This window comes from Helicobacter sp., from assembly GCF_017502485.1.
Lineage (GTDB): Bacteria > Campylobacterota > Campylobacteria > Campylobacterales > Helicobacteraceae > Helicobacter_B.
Genome location: NZ_JAFVUX010000038.1, coordinates 1 through 15,447 on the forward strand (window position 1 = coordinate 1; position 15,447 = coordinate 15,447).

Here is a 15,447-nt window from a genome sequence, read left to right on the forward strand (position 1 = left end):
CAATCCTTTGACTTCTTTCATACTTATTTGCGCCAATGCACCCTTTATTATCCTAGCGACATTCTTTTATGCCAATACCTTTGCCCTTATGTTTACTTGTGTAGTGTTTATTATCGCCTATACTCTCTCCTACCGCCTGCTTTGTGTAAATAATCCACATAAATAAAATATGCTACAATGTCTCAATACAACACTCACCTATACAAGGTTCTCTATGCTACTCTCTCTCCTAAAAGCAGATGATGCCAAAGCCCTAGAACAGGAGATTTCTAAACGATTTGTGCGAAATATGGAGTATTTCCACAAAACTTCTCCAGAGCTTTTTGACGCGCTAAAAAACGACCCAACTGACTACAATCTCATCATTAATACCCAAGGGATCAATATTATCAATCTCTCAAACAATGAGCTTATCTACCCTGTAGAAAACGGCTACTCACAAATGGTAGCTATCAACGAAAACCTAAGTCTATCACCTTTGAAAAATGATAAATGGCATATCCACTCAAATGGAATCTACCTTGACAAAATGGACACGCAAAAGCTTCCTATCACTGCTGAAGTGTGCAATGGCTTCATCGACTTGCTTTTTACTCACAATGGTGTGAAAGAATACTTTTTAAGCAAGGACTTCTTGCCATCTACTAGTATTTTTGGACTACTTGGGGGGATGTTTTTAGAGTTTTTGCGTGAGCGAGGGGTGTTTTTCCACTCGCTACTAATTTTTGAAGAAAATTTAGATATGTTCCGCATTAGTTGCTATTTTGTGGATTATCCTAAACTTTTTGAGAGTGTAAGTGATGGAGCGTGCTATTTGTTTGTCAAAGATTTGGTCAATCGCTTCTTTATCCGCAATTTTTTTGCTAGGCAGAAAATCACTAATAATTTCTTGCGCCTTGAGCTTAATCTCTATGAGAGTCCTAAAATGGATTCTGCTATGCAGGTCGTCAATGAAGAGTATTTGAGTAATGCACGCGGATGGGGGAGCTTTGAAGATGAGATAATAGGCATACAAAATACCCTAGAAAATCTCCCAAGCAAGAAAAATCGTAATGCCTTTTTGCGCAATCCCAAGCGTATAGATATGCCAATTTGCGTGGTAGGCAATGGTGCAAGCTTAGATTCTAGCTTAGATTTTATCAAAGCAAATCAAGCAAATATGATCATTTTTAGCTGCGGTACAGCAATCACTCCGCTAAAACGCGCAGGCATTGAGCCAGACTTCCAAATAGAAATAGAGCGCATAGACTATCTAGCAGAATATTTACACCCAGTGCTTGATAAGACACCTTTACTCTGTGGTAATATGATAAATCCTAGCGCGCTAAACTTGGCAAATGAATGCTATGTGTTTATGCGTGGGGGCAGTGCTAGTGGCTATATGTTTAAAAGTCCTTATATAATGGAGTTTTGTGCGCCATTTGTGGGAAATGCCGGCTTCGCACTTGCCTGCCAGCTAGGGAGCGAAGTGCTGATGTGCGGGCTTGATTGTGGCTATATTTTAGGCTTTAGCAAGCACGCTAAAGATTCTGCTTATGGCAAAGAAACATCCTTTAGCCTAGAGAATCTCCCTAAAGGCGCAATCCCTGTACGCCCAAATTTTGACCACGAAAATCAAGCGATGCTAGAATCTATGCCAGAAAATTATGCAGTTTATAGTGATTCCATATTCTTGCTTTCTGCTCAAATGCTCTCTCAAGCCATTAAAACCTATAAGCCAAAAACTATCTTAAATCTAGGTATGGGTGCGTATATCGATGGTGCACGCCCCACGCATCCTAGCGAGTTTACCTTGCAGAAGAATAAAAAGTCCAAATACATAAAACTCATCAAAAGCTACTTTACACAAGATTTGCACGCTGTGTTTAGCGACTGCCGTGGGGATTTCTATCTCCAAGAGATAGAAGACTACAAGCAGCAGCTCTCCTCTATGCTTACACGCACTATTAGTAGCAAGCAAGAGCTCTTTGTCTGGGTGGATCAAGTTTTTAGCATTTGTGCAAAAAAGAGTGCTAGTTCGCCATATGTGGGAATTCTCTTTGAGGGCACAATCGCCCACATTTGCCAGAATCTAATGATTGCCTCCTTGCATCTCCCAAACAACAATATCCAAGCATTTTTCAATGATGCACGCACTCTTATTGCGAGTGCGTTAGATAAGATGCTTTTACGCTACAAAATGCTTATATCACGCTACTAGATTCTAGGGCTTAGTAGAATCTATCTCACTCTTGCTGCGCTTTGGGTTTGCCAAGCAAAGCCAGCTTTATACCCAAATCTGCTATAATGCGCACTTCCACTAGAATCTAAAGTAAAGGACGCACAATGGCAATTAGTATGAGCGAGCTTAAAAAGGGCTTGAAAATCGAAATCGATGGAATTCCATATAGAATCGTAGAATACCAACATGTAAAGCCGGGCAAAGGCGCGGCATTTGTGCGCGCGAAAATCAAGTCATTTCTCGATGGCAAAGTAATCGAAAAAACTTTCCACGCTGGTGATAAATGCGAAGAACCAAACATTGTAGAAAAGCCTATGCAATATCTCTACTACGATGGGGAATATTATCAATTTATGGATACAGAGTCTTATGAACAAATCGCGCTTAATGACGATCAAGTAGGCGATGCTAAAAAATGGCTACTAGATGGCTCTAGCGTGCAGGTGCTGCTACATAATAATAAAGCGATTTCTGTGAATGTGGCGCAAATTGTCGAGCTAAAAATCATCGAAACCCCTCCAAACTTCAAGGGCGATACTTCCTCTGCTGGCAAAAAGCCTGCGACTTTAGAGACAGGCGCAGTGGTGCAAATCCCCTTCCATATCTTAGAGGGCGAGAGCATACGCGTCAATACCGAAACAGGCGAATATGTCGAAAAGGTGAAATAACTCCCATAGCCCTAGAATCTAGGGCTATCTCTGCTAGTGATCACAAGCTTTTAAGCGCATAAAGTTTTTTAATAGCTGCTTCCCACATTGACTCAAAATCGCTTCTGGGTGGAATTGAATCCCATAAATATGTAGCTTCTTATGCGCGATAGCCATAATCACGCCCCTTTTGTCATAGGCTATGACTTTGCAATTTTTAGGGCAGTGGCTGACAAAAAGCGAGTGATACAAGCAGATTTTAGGACGCTTTTTAAGCTTGGTGAAAATGGGGGATTTTACATAGTGTAGGGTTTGGATTTTGGCGTGGGTGGGGGTAGAGAGCTTAGAGACTTCCCCACCAAAGGCATAGGCGATACACTGGTGCCCTAGACAAATGCCAAGAATTGGCTTACGCTTTTTAAAATACCTAATCACCTCCACGCTAAAGCGAGCTTCTTTAGGAGAGTTTGGACCCGGAGAAATCACTAGATGAGAAAAGCGCAAAGCTGACAAATCGCTAGCACGCATAAAGGCATCGCTTTGGACAACTTCACAAGCATAGCCAAGCTCCCTAAAATACAGCGCGATTGTGTAAGTGAAAGAATCATAGTTGTCAATGATTAGCACGCGCTTCATAGCTCCACCTTCTTCGCCCCTCGCACAGAGTTGATACAATAAATCGCGCTAGCGTTTTCTAAATCCTTAGCATAGAGTACGCGCTCTTGTATCGCACCCTTTTGGAGTAAAAACTGCCGATACACGCCATTTAGCAGTCCGCTACTAAGGGCTGGCGTGTAGAATCTAACACCTTGTCGCACAACAATATTGCTTCTACTACCCTCACACAGCTCGCCCATCTCATTGAAAAACGCCACATCATAGCAGTGATTCTCTCTCCACAAGTGACTTTGTGTGTCATAAACTGCGCGCAAAGAGCTTTTATGATAGAGCGAGTCGCTCGCACTTTGGAGCGTGGTTGGGCTAAGGAGCAAGCGAGTGCTTGTAGAGTCTTGCAAAGGAGTGGCTTTAGATTCTAGTGTGCCATCTTTATGCAGCACTAGGCGTAAAACTTGCTTAGGCGATGACTTTTGAGCACTTGAATCCCCAAATAGCTCCCTATCAATGCTTAAAAAATCATTACTACAAGTAGATTCTAGCCCATTAAACTTACGCGCAAATGCGCCAATACGCCCGCTCTCAAAGCCAAGCTTCCTAGCAGAATCTAGCAGCCTTTGTAGATGATACTTAAATAGCACAATGCTTTTATCACCTTGCAGTAGCATTGTCTCAAACAAGCAGCACTCTCTAGCGCGCACAATCTGCGTCTTTAGCTCAAGCTCTTGCCACTCTTCTTGCGCACTAGACTCCCAGACAATGCCGCTACCAACACCATAGCAGCAGTTCTCCCCACTCTTATGCAAAGTGCGTATGGCTACGCTAAAGCTCGCGCGCTCCTTATGCACCACGCCAATACTCCCGCAGTAAATCCCCCTATCACGCTTCTCAAGGCTCTCTATAAGCTTCATTGTCTCCTGTTTTGGTGCGCCTGTGATTGAGCCACAAGGAAAGAGTGCGGCAAAAATATCATAGAATCCAACGCGCCTTTTTAGCGTGGCTTGAATAGTAGAGGTCATTTGATAGAGTGTGGGGTAGGACTCTATGCTAAAAAGCTTTACACGCAGGCTTTTTGGCTTGCTAATCCTTGCTAGATCATTGCGAAGCAAATCCACAATCATTAGATTTTCACTTTTGTTTTTCCCATCTTTAGCGAGCTTGCGCTTATTCCCCTTACCTTTTGGCATTGTGCCTTTCATCGGCTTTGTAGTAATGCACCTGCCCTTTAGAGAGAAAAACAGCTCCGGAGAGAGCGAGATAATCGCGCCATTTTCTTCTGGGATAAAGGCTTTATACGCCGTATCCTGCCTAGCGCAAAGCAAGTGAAAAAGCGTGCTAGAATCTAGTTTTGTGCTAAAGACTAGCTCTTGGGTGAGATTTGTCTCATAGCTTCTCCCACAGGCAATAGCATCTTTGACCAAGGCAAAATCGCGCATATAGCGCGCTTCATCAAGGGGACACAGCACACTTGGAGCAAATCGCTCTTGAGATACAAACTCTCTAATAAAGCGTCTCCTGCGCCTAAAGCCATAAAACACACAATAAGGCTTTACACTCTTATAGCTCCAATCGCGCAAATACCGATAGAACTCATACTCCACATAGCCGACAAAAAACAATGTATGCTTGTTAGATTCTACATAGGCGAAAAGCTCTTTGCTCTGCTTTTGACTATATGCCTTTAGCGTTATGGCACAATCATAGTAGCACCACTTACCAACGACGCACTCCATAGCTTAGTGGCAATCAATCATCGCACTATAATTCTTGCCAACATACCTATCGACAATCCCGCTCCAGTGCGCACTTTCTTTGGGCTTGATTTGACGATTTAGCACTTGTGTGTAAGCACTAAGGGGCAAAAACTTATCCTGCAAGGTGATAAGCAGGCTTTGCTTAGGGTTATCGCGCAGGGGCGTGATGGTCAGCATACACTCTTTGATGGTTAGCTTCTTGCTAAGATTGCGGATCGTTAGGTCAAAGTTAAACCCACTTGTATAGACAAAGGGTGCGAAATGCGTGTAGCTCACCTTAATGGGATAGAGAAAATTACGCATAATAAACGCCACCCCAAAGGGAGCAAGCACCAAAATGCACGCCTCTAAGCAAAAGCATAGTGCAAAAATCAAGCGATACCGCCAAAAAATCAGCGAAAAGAAAAACACCAACACAAATACCAAGAAAAACAGCCCAAATACCGCTATTTCTGGTGTTTTGATATGCATAGACGCGCTTGCTATCAATGCCTTAAGCCCGAGAAAATTCTGCGCAAAATCCATAATCACCCTTGCTAAACTACCACTCTTAGGCTAGTGTATTATCTCCATAAAACACAATCATAACATCTGCTAAATGCAATGTAGCTTAGCCCAGCTACCAAGCCACAATCCACAAAGCAAGCAGTAAGGCTACTTGCCGCGCCTAGCCTTCTCCTCTAGCCCACTAAGTCCAAAGCGTCTTTGTAGCTCAGCTAGCACTTGCTCAGGGTGGATATTATAGTAAGCTAGCCCCACAAGGATATGGTAGAGCAAGTCCGCACACTCATAGACAATCTGCGCAGAATCTTTGTCCTTTAGTGCTAGGAGCACCTCACCAGCTTCTTCTATGATCTTTTTGCCAAAGCCATTGACACCCTTTGCATAAAGACTAGCAGTGTAAGAGCTAGATTCTGGCATACTCTTGCGCTCTAAAAGTGTGTGATAAAGCGTATCCATAACGCCATAGACTTGAGAGAGATCGCTAGCACAGATAGAGCTAGAATCTAGTGTGCTAGCGATGCTGGCATCTAGCTTGTGAAAAAAGCAACTTTTATGTCCTGTGTGGCAGGCAACCCCCACTTGCGTAATAGAAAATAGTAGTGCATCATTATCACAATCTAGCGCGATAGATTCTACCTTTTGTGTGTGTCCGCTACGCTCGCCCTTTTTCCAAATACGATTTTTCGAGCGAGAAAAGTAGTGCATATAACCACTCTCTAGCGTAAGCTGCAGTGCCTGTTTATCCATAAAAGCAAGCATTAAGACCTCTTTGGTGCTAGAATCCTGCACAACCGCTGGGATTAGTGGCGATTTATCCCAATCAAGCCTACTAGCTAGCTCACCACTCATCGCTATACGATCTGCCATACCTGCCCTTTAGATTCTAGCTAGTTGCCAGATACTGCGGAGTTTTGCTTAGGATTTTTACTATCTACCCAAATATTTGGCACAGCCCCACCCGGTAGTAAGAAAATCTGCGCATCTTTGTTCTCTTTCAAGGCTTCGTTAAACTTACCCTGTGTTTCAATCTGGCGCAATTGGATTAGCTGGTTATTTAAACTCTGCCCTACAAGTTTATTAGATTCTGCCACAGCACGCGCTTCAATGAGCTTGGCATCAGCTACACCTTGGGCTTTGATTCTATTAGCACGAGCCTCACCCTCTTCTTCTTGCTGTCTACGCTGAGCTTTTTGCCTAGCGTTTTGCACTTCCTCTATCTGCTCTCTTACCTTAGGTGGTAGCACGATCTCACGCAACTCCACAGAGACAAGATTGACTGGGCGATCTTCATACTGCTCAATCTTCTCCCTAATGCCACTGCTAATGAGCTGGGCGATCTCACCGCGCTTACCCGGTAGCTCTTGGGCAGGATAGTTCCCAATGACACTTAGAGCCACATCGCGGATCGCTGGATAGACGATTTTCTCCTGCCACGAAAGCCCCCATTTCTCAATGGTTCTTGGTGCCTTAGTACTATCTAGGACATATTTAACCGTTAGCTCTACAAGCACTTGCAAGCCATCTCTATCCATTGTATCAATGGCGTTGTTGCGGAAGATCCCGCGATTTTTGCCCACCAAAATATCATCTGCACGAGAAAAATTCACCTCACGCACCTTTGTATCCTCAATAATTACACTTTGCACAAATGGGATAAAAAAATGGATTCCAGCTTCAAGCGGCTTTGGATCATAGCGACCCGTAGTTGCTTTAATCCCAGTCTCCCCAGAATTTACGATGACAAAAGGACGAGCCATAAAAAAGAGTACCCCAAGCACTATGACCACAAGCACTATGGTGATAAGCCTGCTACTTGCTAGATTTGGAGGGATACTAAAACCCTGTCCAAATGGATCACGCGGCGCACCTCTATCATCTCTCCTGCCATTGTCTTGCCTACGATTATCCCTACTCTCATTATCGCTATTTTTGGGTGGAGTTTGGTTCTTCTTACGCAAATGCTCATTTAAATCTATTGGCATAGTAATCCTTTCATCTCATTGATCAACAAATGTTAAGAATCCGGCATATTTTGGATTCTGCTCTTTTTTGCCACTCACTAAATCGTGGAACTGCGCTTGCAGAGCTTTGGTGATTTCTCCAGTTCCACCAGCACCAATTGTGTAAAAATCTACCTCTCTAATGGGTGTGATCTCAGCAGCAGTCCCGGTGAAAAACGCCTCATCAGCCACATACAGCTCATCGCGCGTGATATGACGCTCTAGCACTTCTAACCCCAAATCTTTGGCAAGCTCAATAGTCGTAGCTTGTGTGATAGACTCTAGCGTGTAATCGTGTGGTGGAGTGATTAGCCTGCCATCTCGCACGACAAAAATACACTCCCCACTTCCTTCAGCGACAAAGCCCTGCTCATCAAGTAGCAGTGCCTCATCACAGCCACAAGCTAGCGCTTCGTATTTTGCCATTTGGGAGTTGAGGTAGTTTGCAGCAGCCTTTGCTTTGCCCATAGTAGATCGAATAGGATTACGCGCAAAGGAGCTAGTTTTGACCTTTATGCCATTGTTTATGCCATCTTCGCCAAGATACGCACCCCATTCCCACGCGGCAATAATTGTCTCCACAGGGGCATTGATATGTGCCACTCCCATAACCCCATAACCTAAATACACAAGCGGGCGGATATAGACATTACCAGAAAAGTCCGCGCGGTTTGCTTTAAGCAACTCAATATGCGCAGATTCTAGCTCTTCTAGAGTGTAAGGACACGCAAGCCTCAAGATCTTGCACGAGCGTAGCAACCTAGCGCAGTGCTCTCTTAGACGAAATATCGCCAAACCCTTAGGGGTCATATACGCCCTTGTGCCTTCAAAAGCAGCGTTTCCATAATGTAGTGTGTGACTTAGGACATGCGTGGTCGCTTCTTTCCAAGCGATAAGTTCGCCGTTTTTCCAAATATAGCTTGATTCTTTCATCGAGATTTCCTTGCTTTGTTGTGGGATCTATGTCGAGGTCGTTGCGGTTTATCACTAGAATCCATCATAGACAAGCTTACAGGCAAGCTCGCGCGCTTATGTTCTAGATAATGTGTCAAAAGCTTTAGACATAGCTGCGCTGGCTCTGCTTGCTCGCTTAACTGATTGTAAGTATCTATGGCTTCTTGTGAAATATCAGTGGCTAGCAAGTCATCAAGCTTTTTAGCGATATTGACAGGCAACTCAAAGAGCTCTAGCTTGCTACCCACATCTTCTTGGATTCTTTGTAGCTCCTTATACTCTAAAGGCGAGACAAGTGTAATCGCCACACCCTTCTTCCCCGCGCGCCCTGTGCGCCCTATTCGGTGTATATAGCTCTCTGGATTGAGTGGAATATGGTAGTTAAACACATGACTCACATCGCTAATGTCAAGCCCCCTGCTTGCTACATCTGTGGCGACTAGAATCTGCACGCTTCTGTTCTTAAACTCCATAATCGCTGCGCGTCTTGCACGCTGGTCTAAATCTCCGTGCAAAGCTACAGAAGCATAGCCCTGCGCACCGAGAAAAGTATTTAGCGTGTCGGCTTCCTTCTTGGTGCGAGTAAAAATAATAGAGCGCGCAGGAGTTTGGCTATCAAGTAAACGGATGATGGCTTCGTTGCGCTCATTATCGTTGATGACATAGTAGCGTTGTGCGATGTCAGTGTTCGCCACTTCTGTGGGGGTGATTTTGATTTTGGTAGGGTTAAGTAAAATCTTGTCCGCTAGCTCTTGAATAGGTTTTGGCATAGTCGCCGAAAAGAGTAGCACTTGAATCTCGCTTGGCAGATAGCTAAAAATCTCTTCAATATCGTCCAAAAACCCCATATCAAGCATTTCATCGCTCTCATCAAGCACAACAATGCGTGGTGAGAAATTACGCAGGCGGTTGTTTTTCAAATGATCTAGCAATCTGCCCGGTGTGGCAATCATCATCTGCGGATTTTTATCTAAGAAGCTAATTTGATGCTTGATATTCTGCCCACCATAGACACAAATTGTGCGCGTGCGACAAAACTTGCCCAACTTAAAAGCCTCATCGCTAATTTGCATAGCAAGCTCTCTTGTAGGCGTGATAATAAGAGCTTCTACTTCACCGCTATTGCGGAGATTATGCAAAATAGGTAGGACAAAAGCAGCGGTTTTACCTGTGCCTGTCTGCGCTTGAGCGATAAGATCGCCCCCTTGTAAGATTGCAGGAATTGCTTGGGCTTGGATAGGGCTTGGTGTACTAAATCCTGCAAGCTCTACACCTCGAAGCACTGATTTTTTCAATCCTAAATCGTTAAAGCTTTGGTCTTGTGAGTATCGGGGTTGTGTCTGCATTATGAATCTTTAAATCGTAATCTTATGAAATAGCGTATTATACTTTGTGAGACTTATAAATTTCTTAGTATAGCGCACCCTAGCACGAAGTAGATAGTCTAGATATAGAGTTTTAAGAGCTGTGCGTTGGGTATTGTTGTGGATTGCCACGCCAATAATCGACTCGCAATGACAAAATAGCGCAATTAGTGAAAGCCTAGATTCTACCATAGCCTAGAATCTAAACAACTCAGCGTAGATTCTAGGCTAGCGAGCATCAATGATCGCGCATAGAGAGCTTTTTAATCCCTCTAGTCATCATAAAGCTTTGCTCATAAAAGATGGAAAACACTATAAGCACGCCTGCTACAAGCGCCAAAGAAACAGAAAACATAATGGTAAAATTGTCAAAAAATAGCAGCAAATAATCTAAGCGCGCTTTATCATCGCGTTGCTGCACAAATGAGAGCAGAGACAGGATGCTTTTATACCCATAGCTTCCGGGGAACATCGGCAAAAGAGATGGGAAGACAATCACTTCTATGGGAGACTTGACACGCTTTGCCACCACAATTGCCAAAAGCCCTATACATAAGCTTGCACAAAAGCTCGCCCCCACAAAACTAAAAATAGGCAGCTGCATAAGCCCAAAGCGGATATTGTAGCCAAGTCCTGCAAAAAGTGCACTCCAGAAAATCGTGCGCTTCAGTGGATTTAGCCCATAAGCAAAGCCAAGCCCCGCAATAAAGGCGAAGATAAAATCCATAAGCATTTCTACAAGCAAGGAGTCGTGCCACGATCTAGCGTAGAGTACTTCTTGGATATGTGGGTAGAGCTCTAGCATTACAGCACACTTGCATTAGTGATAGCTAGCGTGAGATACACGCCTGCTGCAATACATACCATAAGCACCATCATATTGATAAGCCGACTAATGCCCATAAGGGTATTTTCGTGGATAATATCGACAAAGGCATTTAAAATGAGTGCGCCCGGGATTAGATACAAGATACTTCCGCCAATGGCTGCGCCGGGTGTTTGAGTAAGCCCTAACCACACACCAATATAGGCTACAAAAGAGACGATAAAAGAGGCAAAGAGTAATTGTGCGCGGTTGTCTAGGCGGATTTTGTGGAAGAAATTGCGCATAAAAAACCCCACAAAAGTCCCCACAAAAATACACAAAAGTGCGCCAAAGTCCCCATCAAAGAGCTTGCAAAATGTAGCATTCCCCAGCGGAATAAGCAGCGCACCAAGTAGCAAAGAGTGCGACTTTTTGGCACAAATATAGGCAAAATGCTCTTTTGCTTCTTTTAAAGAAATGTTTTCATCATAGATTTGCCAGCTTAATGCGCTAAGGTTTGAGATAAGAGAGAGATTTATACCTAGGTGCATATTTTTGATCACTTGTGTGCGTCGATTGTTATAGTTCTTTTTATCAGCGATGTTTATAGTGATATATTGCAAAAATACGCTTAAATGCACTTCATAGCCAAAGCTATGTCCAATTCTATTAGTGCATTTAATCACGCGTGCAGTGTAGGCTCCGCTTTGTAGTAATGCGCTAGAATAAGCGCAGAGAAAGTCGCATATCTCTTCTATTGGGGGTTTTTGCAGAGAATTTTGTGGCAATTGTGGGAGAGAGCCTCTTGTGGTTTGGGTCTTACTCATAGCGACTCCAGCGTGCGTTTTGCACGGATTGTAATGTATTTTTTATTAAGATTGCATAAGCTATAAAGTAGAAACTAAGTTGCTCTAAGGGGTGGTGATGAAAATCATTGGCGCGAGTGTGGTGTTTGTTTGCGATAGGGACTTTAGCATTATCCATGATGGCGGTGTGGTGTATGAGGGTGAGCGGATTGTGGAAGTGGGGGGATATAGGGGGCTTGTGGAAAAATATACCCTAGAATCTTATAAGGTGGATTGCCACGCGGATTTGCAATCTGCTTGTAATGAAAAAAACAGCGTGATTGGTCAATTCCTAGAATCTAGCATCGCTCAGAATCTAAGCGAGCGGGCAAAGGACTCTAGGATTTCTAAAAAAGCTGCGCTTTGTGGCGAGAAACCGCCTATTTATCGCTCAAGCACAACGCTCCAAACAGAATTTTTTCCAGATTGCGTGCTACTCCCAGCCCTAATCAATGCTCATATCCATTTCGAGTTTAGTAGCAACTCTACAAACTTTGTATATGGGAGTTTTGAAAGTTGGCTTGCAAGCGTTATGAGCAAGCGCGATGGCGTGCTAGCAAATATGGATAGATCCATAGAATCCACCATAGCCCAGCAGCTCGACTCTGGTGTGGGGAGTGTGGGGGCTATCTCTAGCTACGGCGCAGATATGCAAGCCCTAGCACAAAGCGCACTAAAAGTGGTGTATTTTAGCGAAGCCATTGGGACAAACCCCGCAACACTTGATATGCTACTAGCGGATTTTAAGGCTCGATTTTTCGCTGCCAAAGAGCTGGCTTCTAAGAGATTTTTCCCAGCAGTTGCCCTACACGCACCTTATTCTGTGCATAGCGTGCTAGCAAAGCATATTATCGCCTTTGCTAAAGAAGCATTTGATAAAAAAACTTACGATAAAAAGCTTCAAACAAAGCCTGCTACACACGCTATCATCAATCCTTGCGAGACTTCTTGCACACTTAGCGCACATTTTTTAGAATCTAATGCCGAGCGACTATGGCTAGAATCTAAAGATGATGCAAATGCCCCTAAAGGGTGGTTTTATGATTTTTACACACAAACGCTGAATGTCCCTAGTCCAGCTCCTTACTACACTATACAGGAATTTATGGAGCTTTTTTCTTCTATGCGCGCATCTTTTGTGCATTGCACTGCCCTAAGTAGCCTAGAATCCACTTTGCTCACTCAAAATGGGGGCTTTATTATCACCTGCCCTAGATCTAATCGCCTGCTTGGCGGATCTATGCTTGATCTAAAAAAGCTAGATTCTATGCAAAATCTTGGCATAGGCACTGATGGCGCAAGCTCTAATGCCAATACCAATATGCTCGATGAGCTACGCGCGGGGCTTTTTGGTATGGAGTATGACTTGCAAGATTTAGCGCGCGTGCTTTTACTTGCAGCCACAAGAGGGAATGCCAAAGCCCTAGGACTTGCTAATGGCACGCTGGAGAGTGGGAGGAGTGCGGATATGGCGGTGTTTGCCATTGATGGAATTATGGATTCTACCCAGCCAGAGGTGCATTTTATCCTACTGGCAAATAAGGTGCATAAGCTGCTTATCAATGGTGAGCAAGTGCGCTAGAATCTATTTTTATTATAGCAAGACTTGCTAGCCAAGTCGTGGTAATCTAGCGCGCGCTGTCATTGCGAGCAGCTAGCTTGCGTGCGGAGCAATCCATAGAATCCACTTGCGACATTAGAATCTAGGTTTTTAAAGTAGATTCTACCTTTTTACTCTTTTTTCATTGGTGCTAGATCTAGTGCTACTTGAGATAAATTTTCTTCAAAAATGAGGACATGACTACCTAGCAATGCTACTTCTTATCGGCTTCTTTACACACACATTGCGTTTATTTCAAACGCGTGTTTTTATTACTTGGTAGTGTAAAGTCTGCTTCGCTCCTAAAGCTACCACTTAAACAAGCAAGCCAAAGCCAAGGGTGGGGCGACGCTTTTAAGATTGCGCGCTTTATGTGTGCCATTGATTTACTTACATTTTACTTCAGCAAAATTTGGATTGTCGCGTCGATAAATCAGCTCACAACGACAGAGAAAAGCTAGAATCTACTTGCTACCATTGCAGTAAGCACGCTAGCAAAGCTTGCGTGGCATCCACTTACTAGCTTGTACCATCAAACTCATAATGCAGAGCATCGATAGAGTATTGTGGCTGTTTTGGGGTTTTTGGTGTGAAGGCGAAGTTTCTTGTAAGGAAAATCGATGTGCTCCAAGTGTAGCAATTAATGGGACCAAATCCAGAGAAATCCACCTGTATCAGCCCAGACTCTCGCAAATACCGAGTAACTCCACTATGCCAATCAGCATTATCCACGATAATCATAGCCCCTTGTGGTGAGTTTGTATCAAGTAGCTCTAAGGCAGCTTTCGCACACTCTAGGCGTGTATTTATGCCATTAATATCACCGCCATCAATGACTATAACATCAAACTTCTCTCCAAGGCTAAGTGGAAAGCGCGCATAATCGCTCAAGTCATCTGCGACTAAAATGCTCTCTTTTAGATAGATTTTGTTATGAGGCAAGATTCTAGGCGCGATGCGCTCATACCACTTTTTATCACTCTCAATACTTACAACAAACTTTGCTTTTCTCCCCCAATATAAAGACGAGTAACCCCCCCCCCCACTCCACAATTTTCTTACCCGAAAAGTCCAAGCCCTCTAGGTAGTCTAAACAGGGGTAGGTGATCCACGCAAGTGGCTCGCCGTGCTTATTTATACACTGCCACTTTTGCATGCTCTCTAGTTGGTTATACTCCTTAGCCAGCACTCTTGCATTATGCAATTGCCAGCGATATGGGTAGTAGCATCTATGCAGAAGTGGGTCTGGGATAAGTGCTTTGATAAAGCGTTTGATAAATGCAAGCATTTGCAATCCTTTAAGCAAGAAGTAAAAGTGGATTCTAGCAAAATCCACGCCCCCTAGTCCAAAGTCTTTTTACCTACTAGGTTCTAGCTCTTACAAATATGCAAGTGCGCGTTGTTTTTGCAAGCAGATTGTAGCCTTTTGTCCGCATAAAGACCACAAGCGGATCACGCGCAAGATCTTGACTAAAAGATTCTGCTAGCACGACTCTAGGCGCGTATGCTGCAAAATCAAGTGTGGAGAGAATCGCCATATCCTGCCCCTCTACATCAATGCTTAGCAAGTCAATAGGCGCACTAGCATAGCGTGCTAAAATTGCATTGATAGGATAGCAAGGGATAGAAACAATATTAACAAGGCGACTAGCTCGCATATAATCATGTGCTAGGTTTTGATCAAAAGTATTCAATGCCCTTTCTTCAAAGATATAATAAGGCTTTATATCTTGGCTCGCTCCTATAGCGATTTCTAAGTTTATATCCCTAGGGCGAAACCGCCTAAATTTCTCCATACTCTTTGGCATAGGATCAATATTAATGCCACTCCAGCCCAGCTTGTATAGCGCATAAGTGTTGGAGAAACGGAACGGATGATGTGCGCCAATATCGACATAAAAACCCGAGCTAGAATCCCTAATGCTAGATTCTAGCCTAGAATCTAGGGTGCATTCCCCCCCCCCCCCCGTTTTTAGCTGCAAAAATCTCTCGCACGATTAAATCCTCCCCTTCTTGGGCATAAGAGACTACACCATAGCGTTTAATATGCTCATTATATGCCGTAGCTAGATAGGCATAGGTACTTGGAAATTGTGTGCGCAAAAGCCACTTCACACCCTGCAGCACTCTCATACTAT

General features: G+C 43.8%; 16 protein-coding genes. 3 read left to right on the top strand and 13 right to left on the bottom strand.

Annotation, left to right across the window (positions count from 1 at the left end; translation table 11 throughout):
- Nucleotides 1–214 precede the first annotated feature (214 nt).
- Nucleotides 215–2,200 carry a 6-hydroxymethylpterin diphosphokinase MptE-like protein gene (locus tag IKB69_RS07955; RefSeq protein ID WP_290948134.1) on the top strand — a complete coding sequence of 662 codons (1,986 nt, stop codon included), beginning with the start codon at nucleotides 215–217 and terminating at the stop codon, nucleotides 2,198–2,200.
- Nucleotides 2,201–2,325: 125 nt separating this feature from the next.
- On the top strand, nucleotides 2,326–2,889 hold the full coding sequence (gene efp, locus IKB69_RS07960) for an elongation factor P (protein ID WP_290948137.1): 564 nt from the start codon (nucleotides 2,326–2,328) through the stop codon (nucleotides 2,887–2,889).
- 33 nt (nucleotides 2,890–2,922) lie between these two features.
- On the opposite strand, the gene IKB69_RS07965 is transcribed toward efp, so the two are convergent.
- The 9 genes from IKB69_RS07965 to IKB69_RS08005 all read right to left on the bottom strand — a co-directional run bounded on the left by IKB69_RS07965 (nucleotide 2,923) and on the right by IKB69_RS08005 (nucleotide 11,691).
- Nucleotides 2,923–3,504, bottom strand: a complete 582-nt coding sequence (locus IKB69_RS07965) for an aminodeoxychorismate/anthranilate synthase component II (protein WP_290948139.1) — start codon at nucleotides 3,502–3,504, stop codon at nucleotides 2,923–2,925.
- A complete protein-coding gene (locus IKB69_RS07970) occupies nucleotides 3,501–5,216 on the bottom strand; it encodes a bifunctional anthranilate synthase component I family protein/class IV aminotransferase (RefSeq protein WP_290948141.1) in 1,716 nt (571 codons plus the stop codon). Before IKB69_RS07970 ends, IKB69_RS07965 begins: the two co-directional genes overlap by 4 nt.
- Nucleotides 5,217–5,219: 3 nt before the next feature.
- Nucleotides 5,220–5,762 carry a DUF2393 family protein gene (locus tag IKB69_RS07975; RefSeq protein WP_290948144.1) on the bottom strand — a complete coding sequence of 181 codons (543 nt, stop codon included), beginning with the start codon at nucleotides 5,760–5,762 and terminating at the stop codon, nucleotides 5,220–5,222.
- Between the two features lie 129 nt (nucleotides 5,763–5,891).
- Nucleotides 5,892–6,608, bottom strand: coding sequence for a bifunctional phosphoribosyl-AMP cyclohydrolase/phosphoribosyl-ATP diphosphatase HisIE (hisIE, locus tag IKB69_RS07980; RefSeq protein ID WP_290948146.1), 717 nt, complete (start codon nucleotides 6,606–6,608; stop codon nucleotides 5,892–5,894).
- A gap of 20 nt (nucleotides 6,609–6,628) precedes the next feature.
- Nucleotides 6,629–7,723 carry a prohibitin family protein gene (locus IKB69_RS07985; protein ID WP_290948148.1) on the bottom strand — a complete coding sequence of 365 codons (1,095 nt, stop codon included), beginning with the start codon at nucleotides 7,721–7,723 and terminating at the stop codon, nucleotides 6,629–6,631.
- 15 nt (nucleotides 7,724–7,738) lie between these two features.
- Nucleotides 7,739–8,674: a branched-chain amino acid transaminase gene (locus IKB69_RS07990; protein ID WP_290948150.1), complete on the bottom strand. Its 936-nt coding sequence runs from the start codon at nucleotides 8,672–8,674 to the stop codon at nucleotides 7,739–7,741.
- Nucleotides 8,671–10,041, bottom strand: a complete 1,371-nt coding sequence (locus tag IKB69_RS07995; RefSeq protein ID WP_363240430.1) for a DEAD/DEAH box helicase — start codon at nucleotides 10,039–10,041, stop codon at nucleotides 8,671–8,673. The genes IKB69_RS07990 and IKB69_RS07995 overlap by 4 nt, the downstream gene beginning before the upstream one ends.
- 256 nt (nucleotides 10,042–10,297) lie before the next feature.
- A complete protein-coding gene (locus tag IKB69_RS08000; RefSeq protein ID WP_290948152.1) occupies nucleotides 10,298–10,864 on the bottom strand; it encodes a threonine/serine exporter family protein in 567 nt (188 codons plus the stop codon).
- Nucleotides 10,864–11,691: a threonine/serine exporter family protein gene (locus IKB69_RS08005; protein WP_290948154.1), complete on the bottom strand. Its 828-nt coding sequence runs from the start codon at nucleotides 11,689–11,691 to the stop codon at nucleotides 10,864–10,866. Before IKB69_RS08005 ends, IKB69_RS08000 begins: the two co-directional genes overlap by 1 nt.
- Nucleotides 11,692–11,788: 97 nt before the next feature.
- Here IKB69_RS08005 and IKB69_RS08010 point away from each other — a divergent pair, with 97 nt between their 5' ends.
- A complete protein-coding gene (locus tag IKB69_RS08010) occupies nucleotides 11,789–13,291 on the top strand; it encodes an amidohydrolase family protein (RefSeq protein WP_290948156.1) in 1,503 nt (500 codons plus the stop codon).
- A 537-nt stretch (nucleotides 13,292–13,828) separates the two neighbouring features.
- Here the strand turns inward: IKB69_RS08010 and IKB69_RS08015 are convergent.
- From IKB69_RS08015 to IKB69_RS08030, 4 genes are all read right to left on the bottom strand, one after another.
- Nucleotides 13,829–14,362 carry a hypothetical protein gene (locus IKB69_RS08015; protein WP_290948158.1) on the bottom strand — a complete coding sequence of 178 codons (534 nt, stop codon included), beginning with the start codon at nucleotides 14,360–14,362 and terminating at the stop codon, nucleotides 13,829–13,831.
- On the bottom strand, nucleotides 14,292–14,597 hold the full coding sequence (locus IKB69_RS08020) for a hypothetical protein (RefSeq protein WP_290948160.1): 306 nt from the start codon (nucleotides 14,595–14,597) through the stop codon (nucleotides 14,292–14,294). The genes IKB69_RS08015 and IKB69_RS08020 overlap by 71 nt, the downstream gene beginning before the upstream one ends.
- 76 nt (nucleotides 14,598–14,673) lie before the next feature.
- Nucleotides 14,674–15,291, bottom strand: coding sequence for an FkbM family methyltransferase (locus IKB69_RS08025; RefSeq protein ID WP_290948162.1), 618 nt, complete (start codon nucleotides 15,289–15,291; stop codon nucleotides 14,674–14,676).
- On the bottom strand, nucleotides 15,245–15,442 hold the full coding sequence (locus IKB69_RS08030) for a hypothetical protein (RefSeq protein ID WP_290948164.1): 198 nt from the start codon (nucleotides 15,440–15,442) through the stop codon (nucleotides 15,245–15,247). The genes IKB69_RS08025 and IKB69_RS08030 overlap by 47 nt, the downstream gene beginning before the upstream one ends.
- Between the last annotated feature and the right edge of the window lie 5 nt (nucleotides 15,443–15,447).

Bases quoted from the DNA above. Each gene is read 5' to 3' on its own strand.
- IKB69_RS07955 (WP_290948134.1), top strand. From the start codon at position 215: ATGCTACTCTCTCTCCTAAAAGCAGATGATGCCAAAGCCCTAGAACAG.
- efp (WP_290948137.1), top strand. From the start codon at position 2,326: ATGGCAATTAGTATGAGCGAGCTTAAAAAGGGCTTGAAAATCGAAATC.
- IKB69_RS07965 (WP_290948139.1), bottom strand. From the start codon at position 3,504: ATGAAGCGCGTGCTAATCATTGACAACTATGATTCTTTCACTTACACA.
- IKB69_RS07970 (WP_290948141.1), bottom strand. From the start codon at position 5,216: ATGGAGTGCGTCGTTGGTAAGTGGTGCTACTATGATTGTGCCATAACG.
- IKB69_RS07975 (WP_290948144.1), bottom strand. From the start codon at position 5,762: ATGGATTTTGCGCAGAATTTTCTCGGGCTTAAGGCATTGATAGCAAGC.
- hisIE (WP_290948146.1), bottom strand. From the start codon at position 6,608: ATGGCAGATCGTATAGCGATGAGTGGTGAGCTAGCTAGTAGGCTTGAT.
- IKB69_RS07985 (WP_290948148.1), bottom strand. From the start codon at position 7,723: ATGCCAATAGATTTAAATGAGCATTTGCGTAAGAAGAACCAAACTCCA.
- IKB69_RS07990 (WP_290948150.1), bottom strand. From the start codon at position 8,674: ATGAAAGAATCAAGCTATATTTGGAAAAACGGCGAACTTATCGCTTGG.
- IKB69_RS07995 (WP_363240430.1), bottom strand. From the start codon at position 10,041: ATGCAGACACAACCCCGATACTCACAAGACCAAAGCTTTAACGATTTA.
- IKB69_RS08000 (WP_290948152.1), bottom strand. From the start codon at position 10,864: ATGCTAGAGCTCTACCCACATATCCAAGAAGTACTCTACGCTAGATCG.
- IKB69_RS08005 (WP_290948154.1), bottom strand. From the start codon at position 11,691: ATGAGTAAGACCCAAACCACAAGAGGCTCTCTCCCACAATTGCCACAA.
- IKB69_RS08010 (WP_290948156.1), top strand. From the start codon at position 11,789: ATGAAAATCATTGGCGCGAGTGTGGTGTTTGTTTGCGATAGGGACTTT.
- IKB69_RS08020 (WP_290948160.1), bottom strand. From the start codon at position 14,597: ATGCTTGCATTTATCAAACGCTTTATCAAAGCACTTATCCCAGACCCA.
- IKB69_RS08030 (WP_290948164.1), bottom strand. From the start codon at position 15,442: ATGAGAGTGCTGCAGGGTGTGAAGTGGCTTTTGCGCACACAATTTCCA.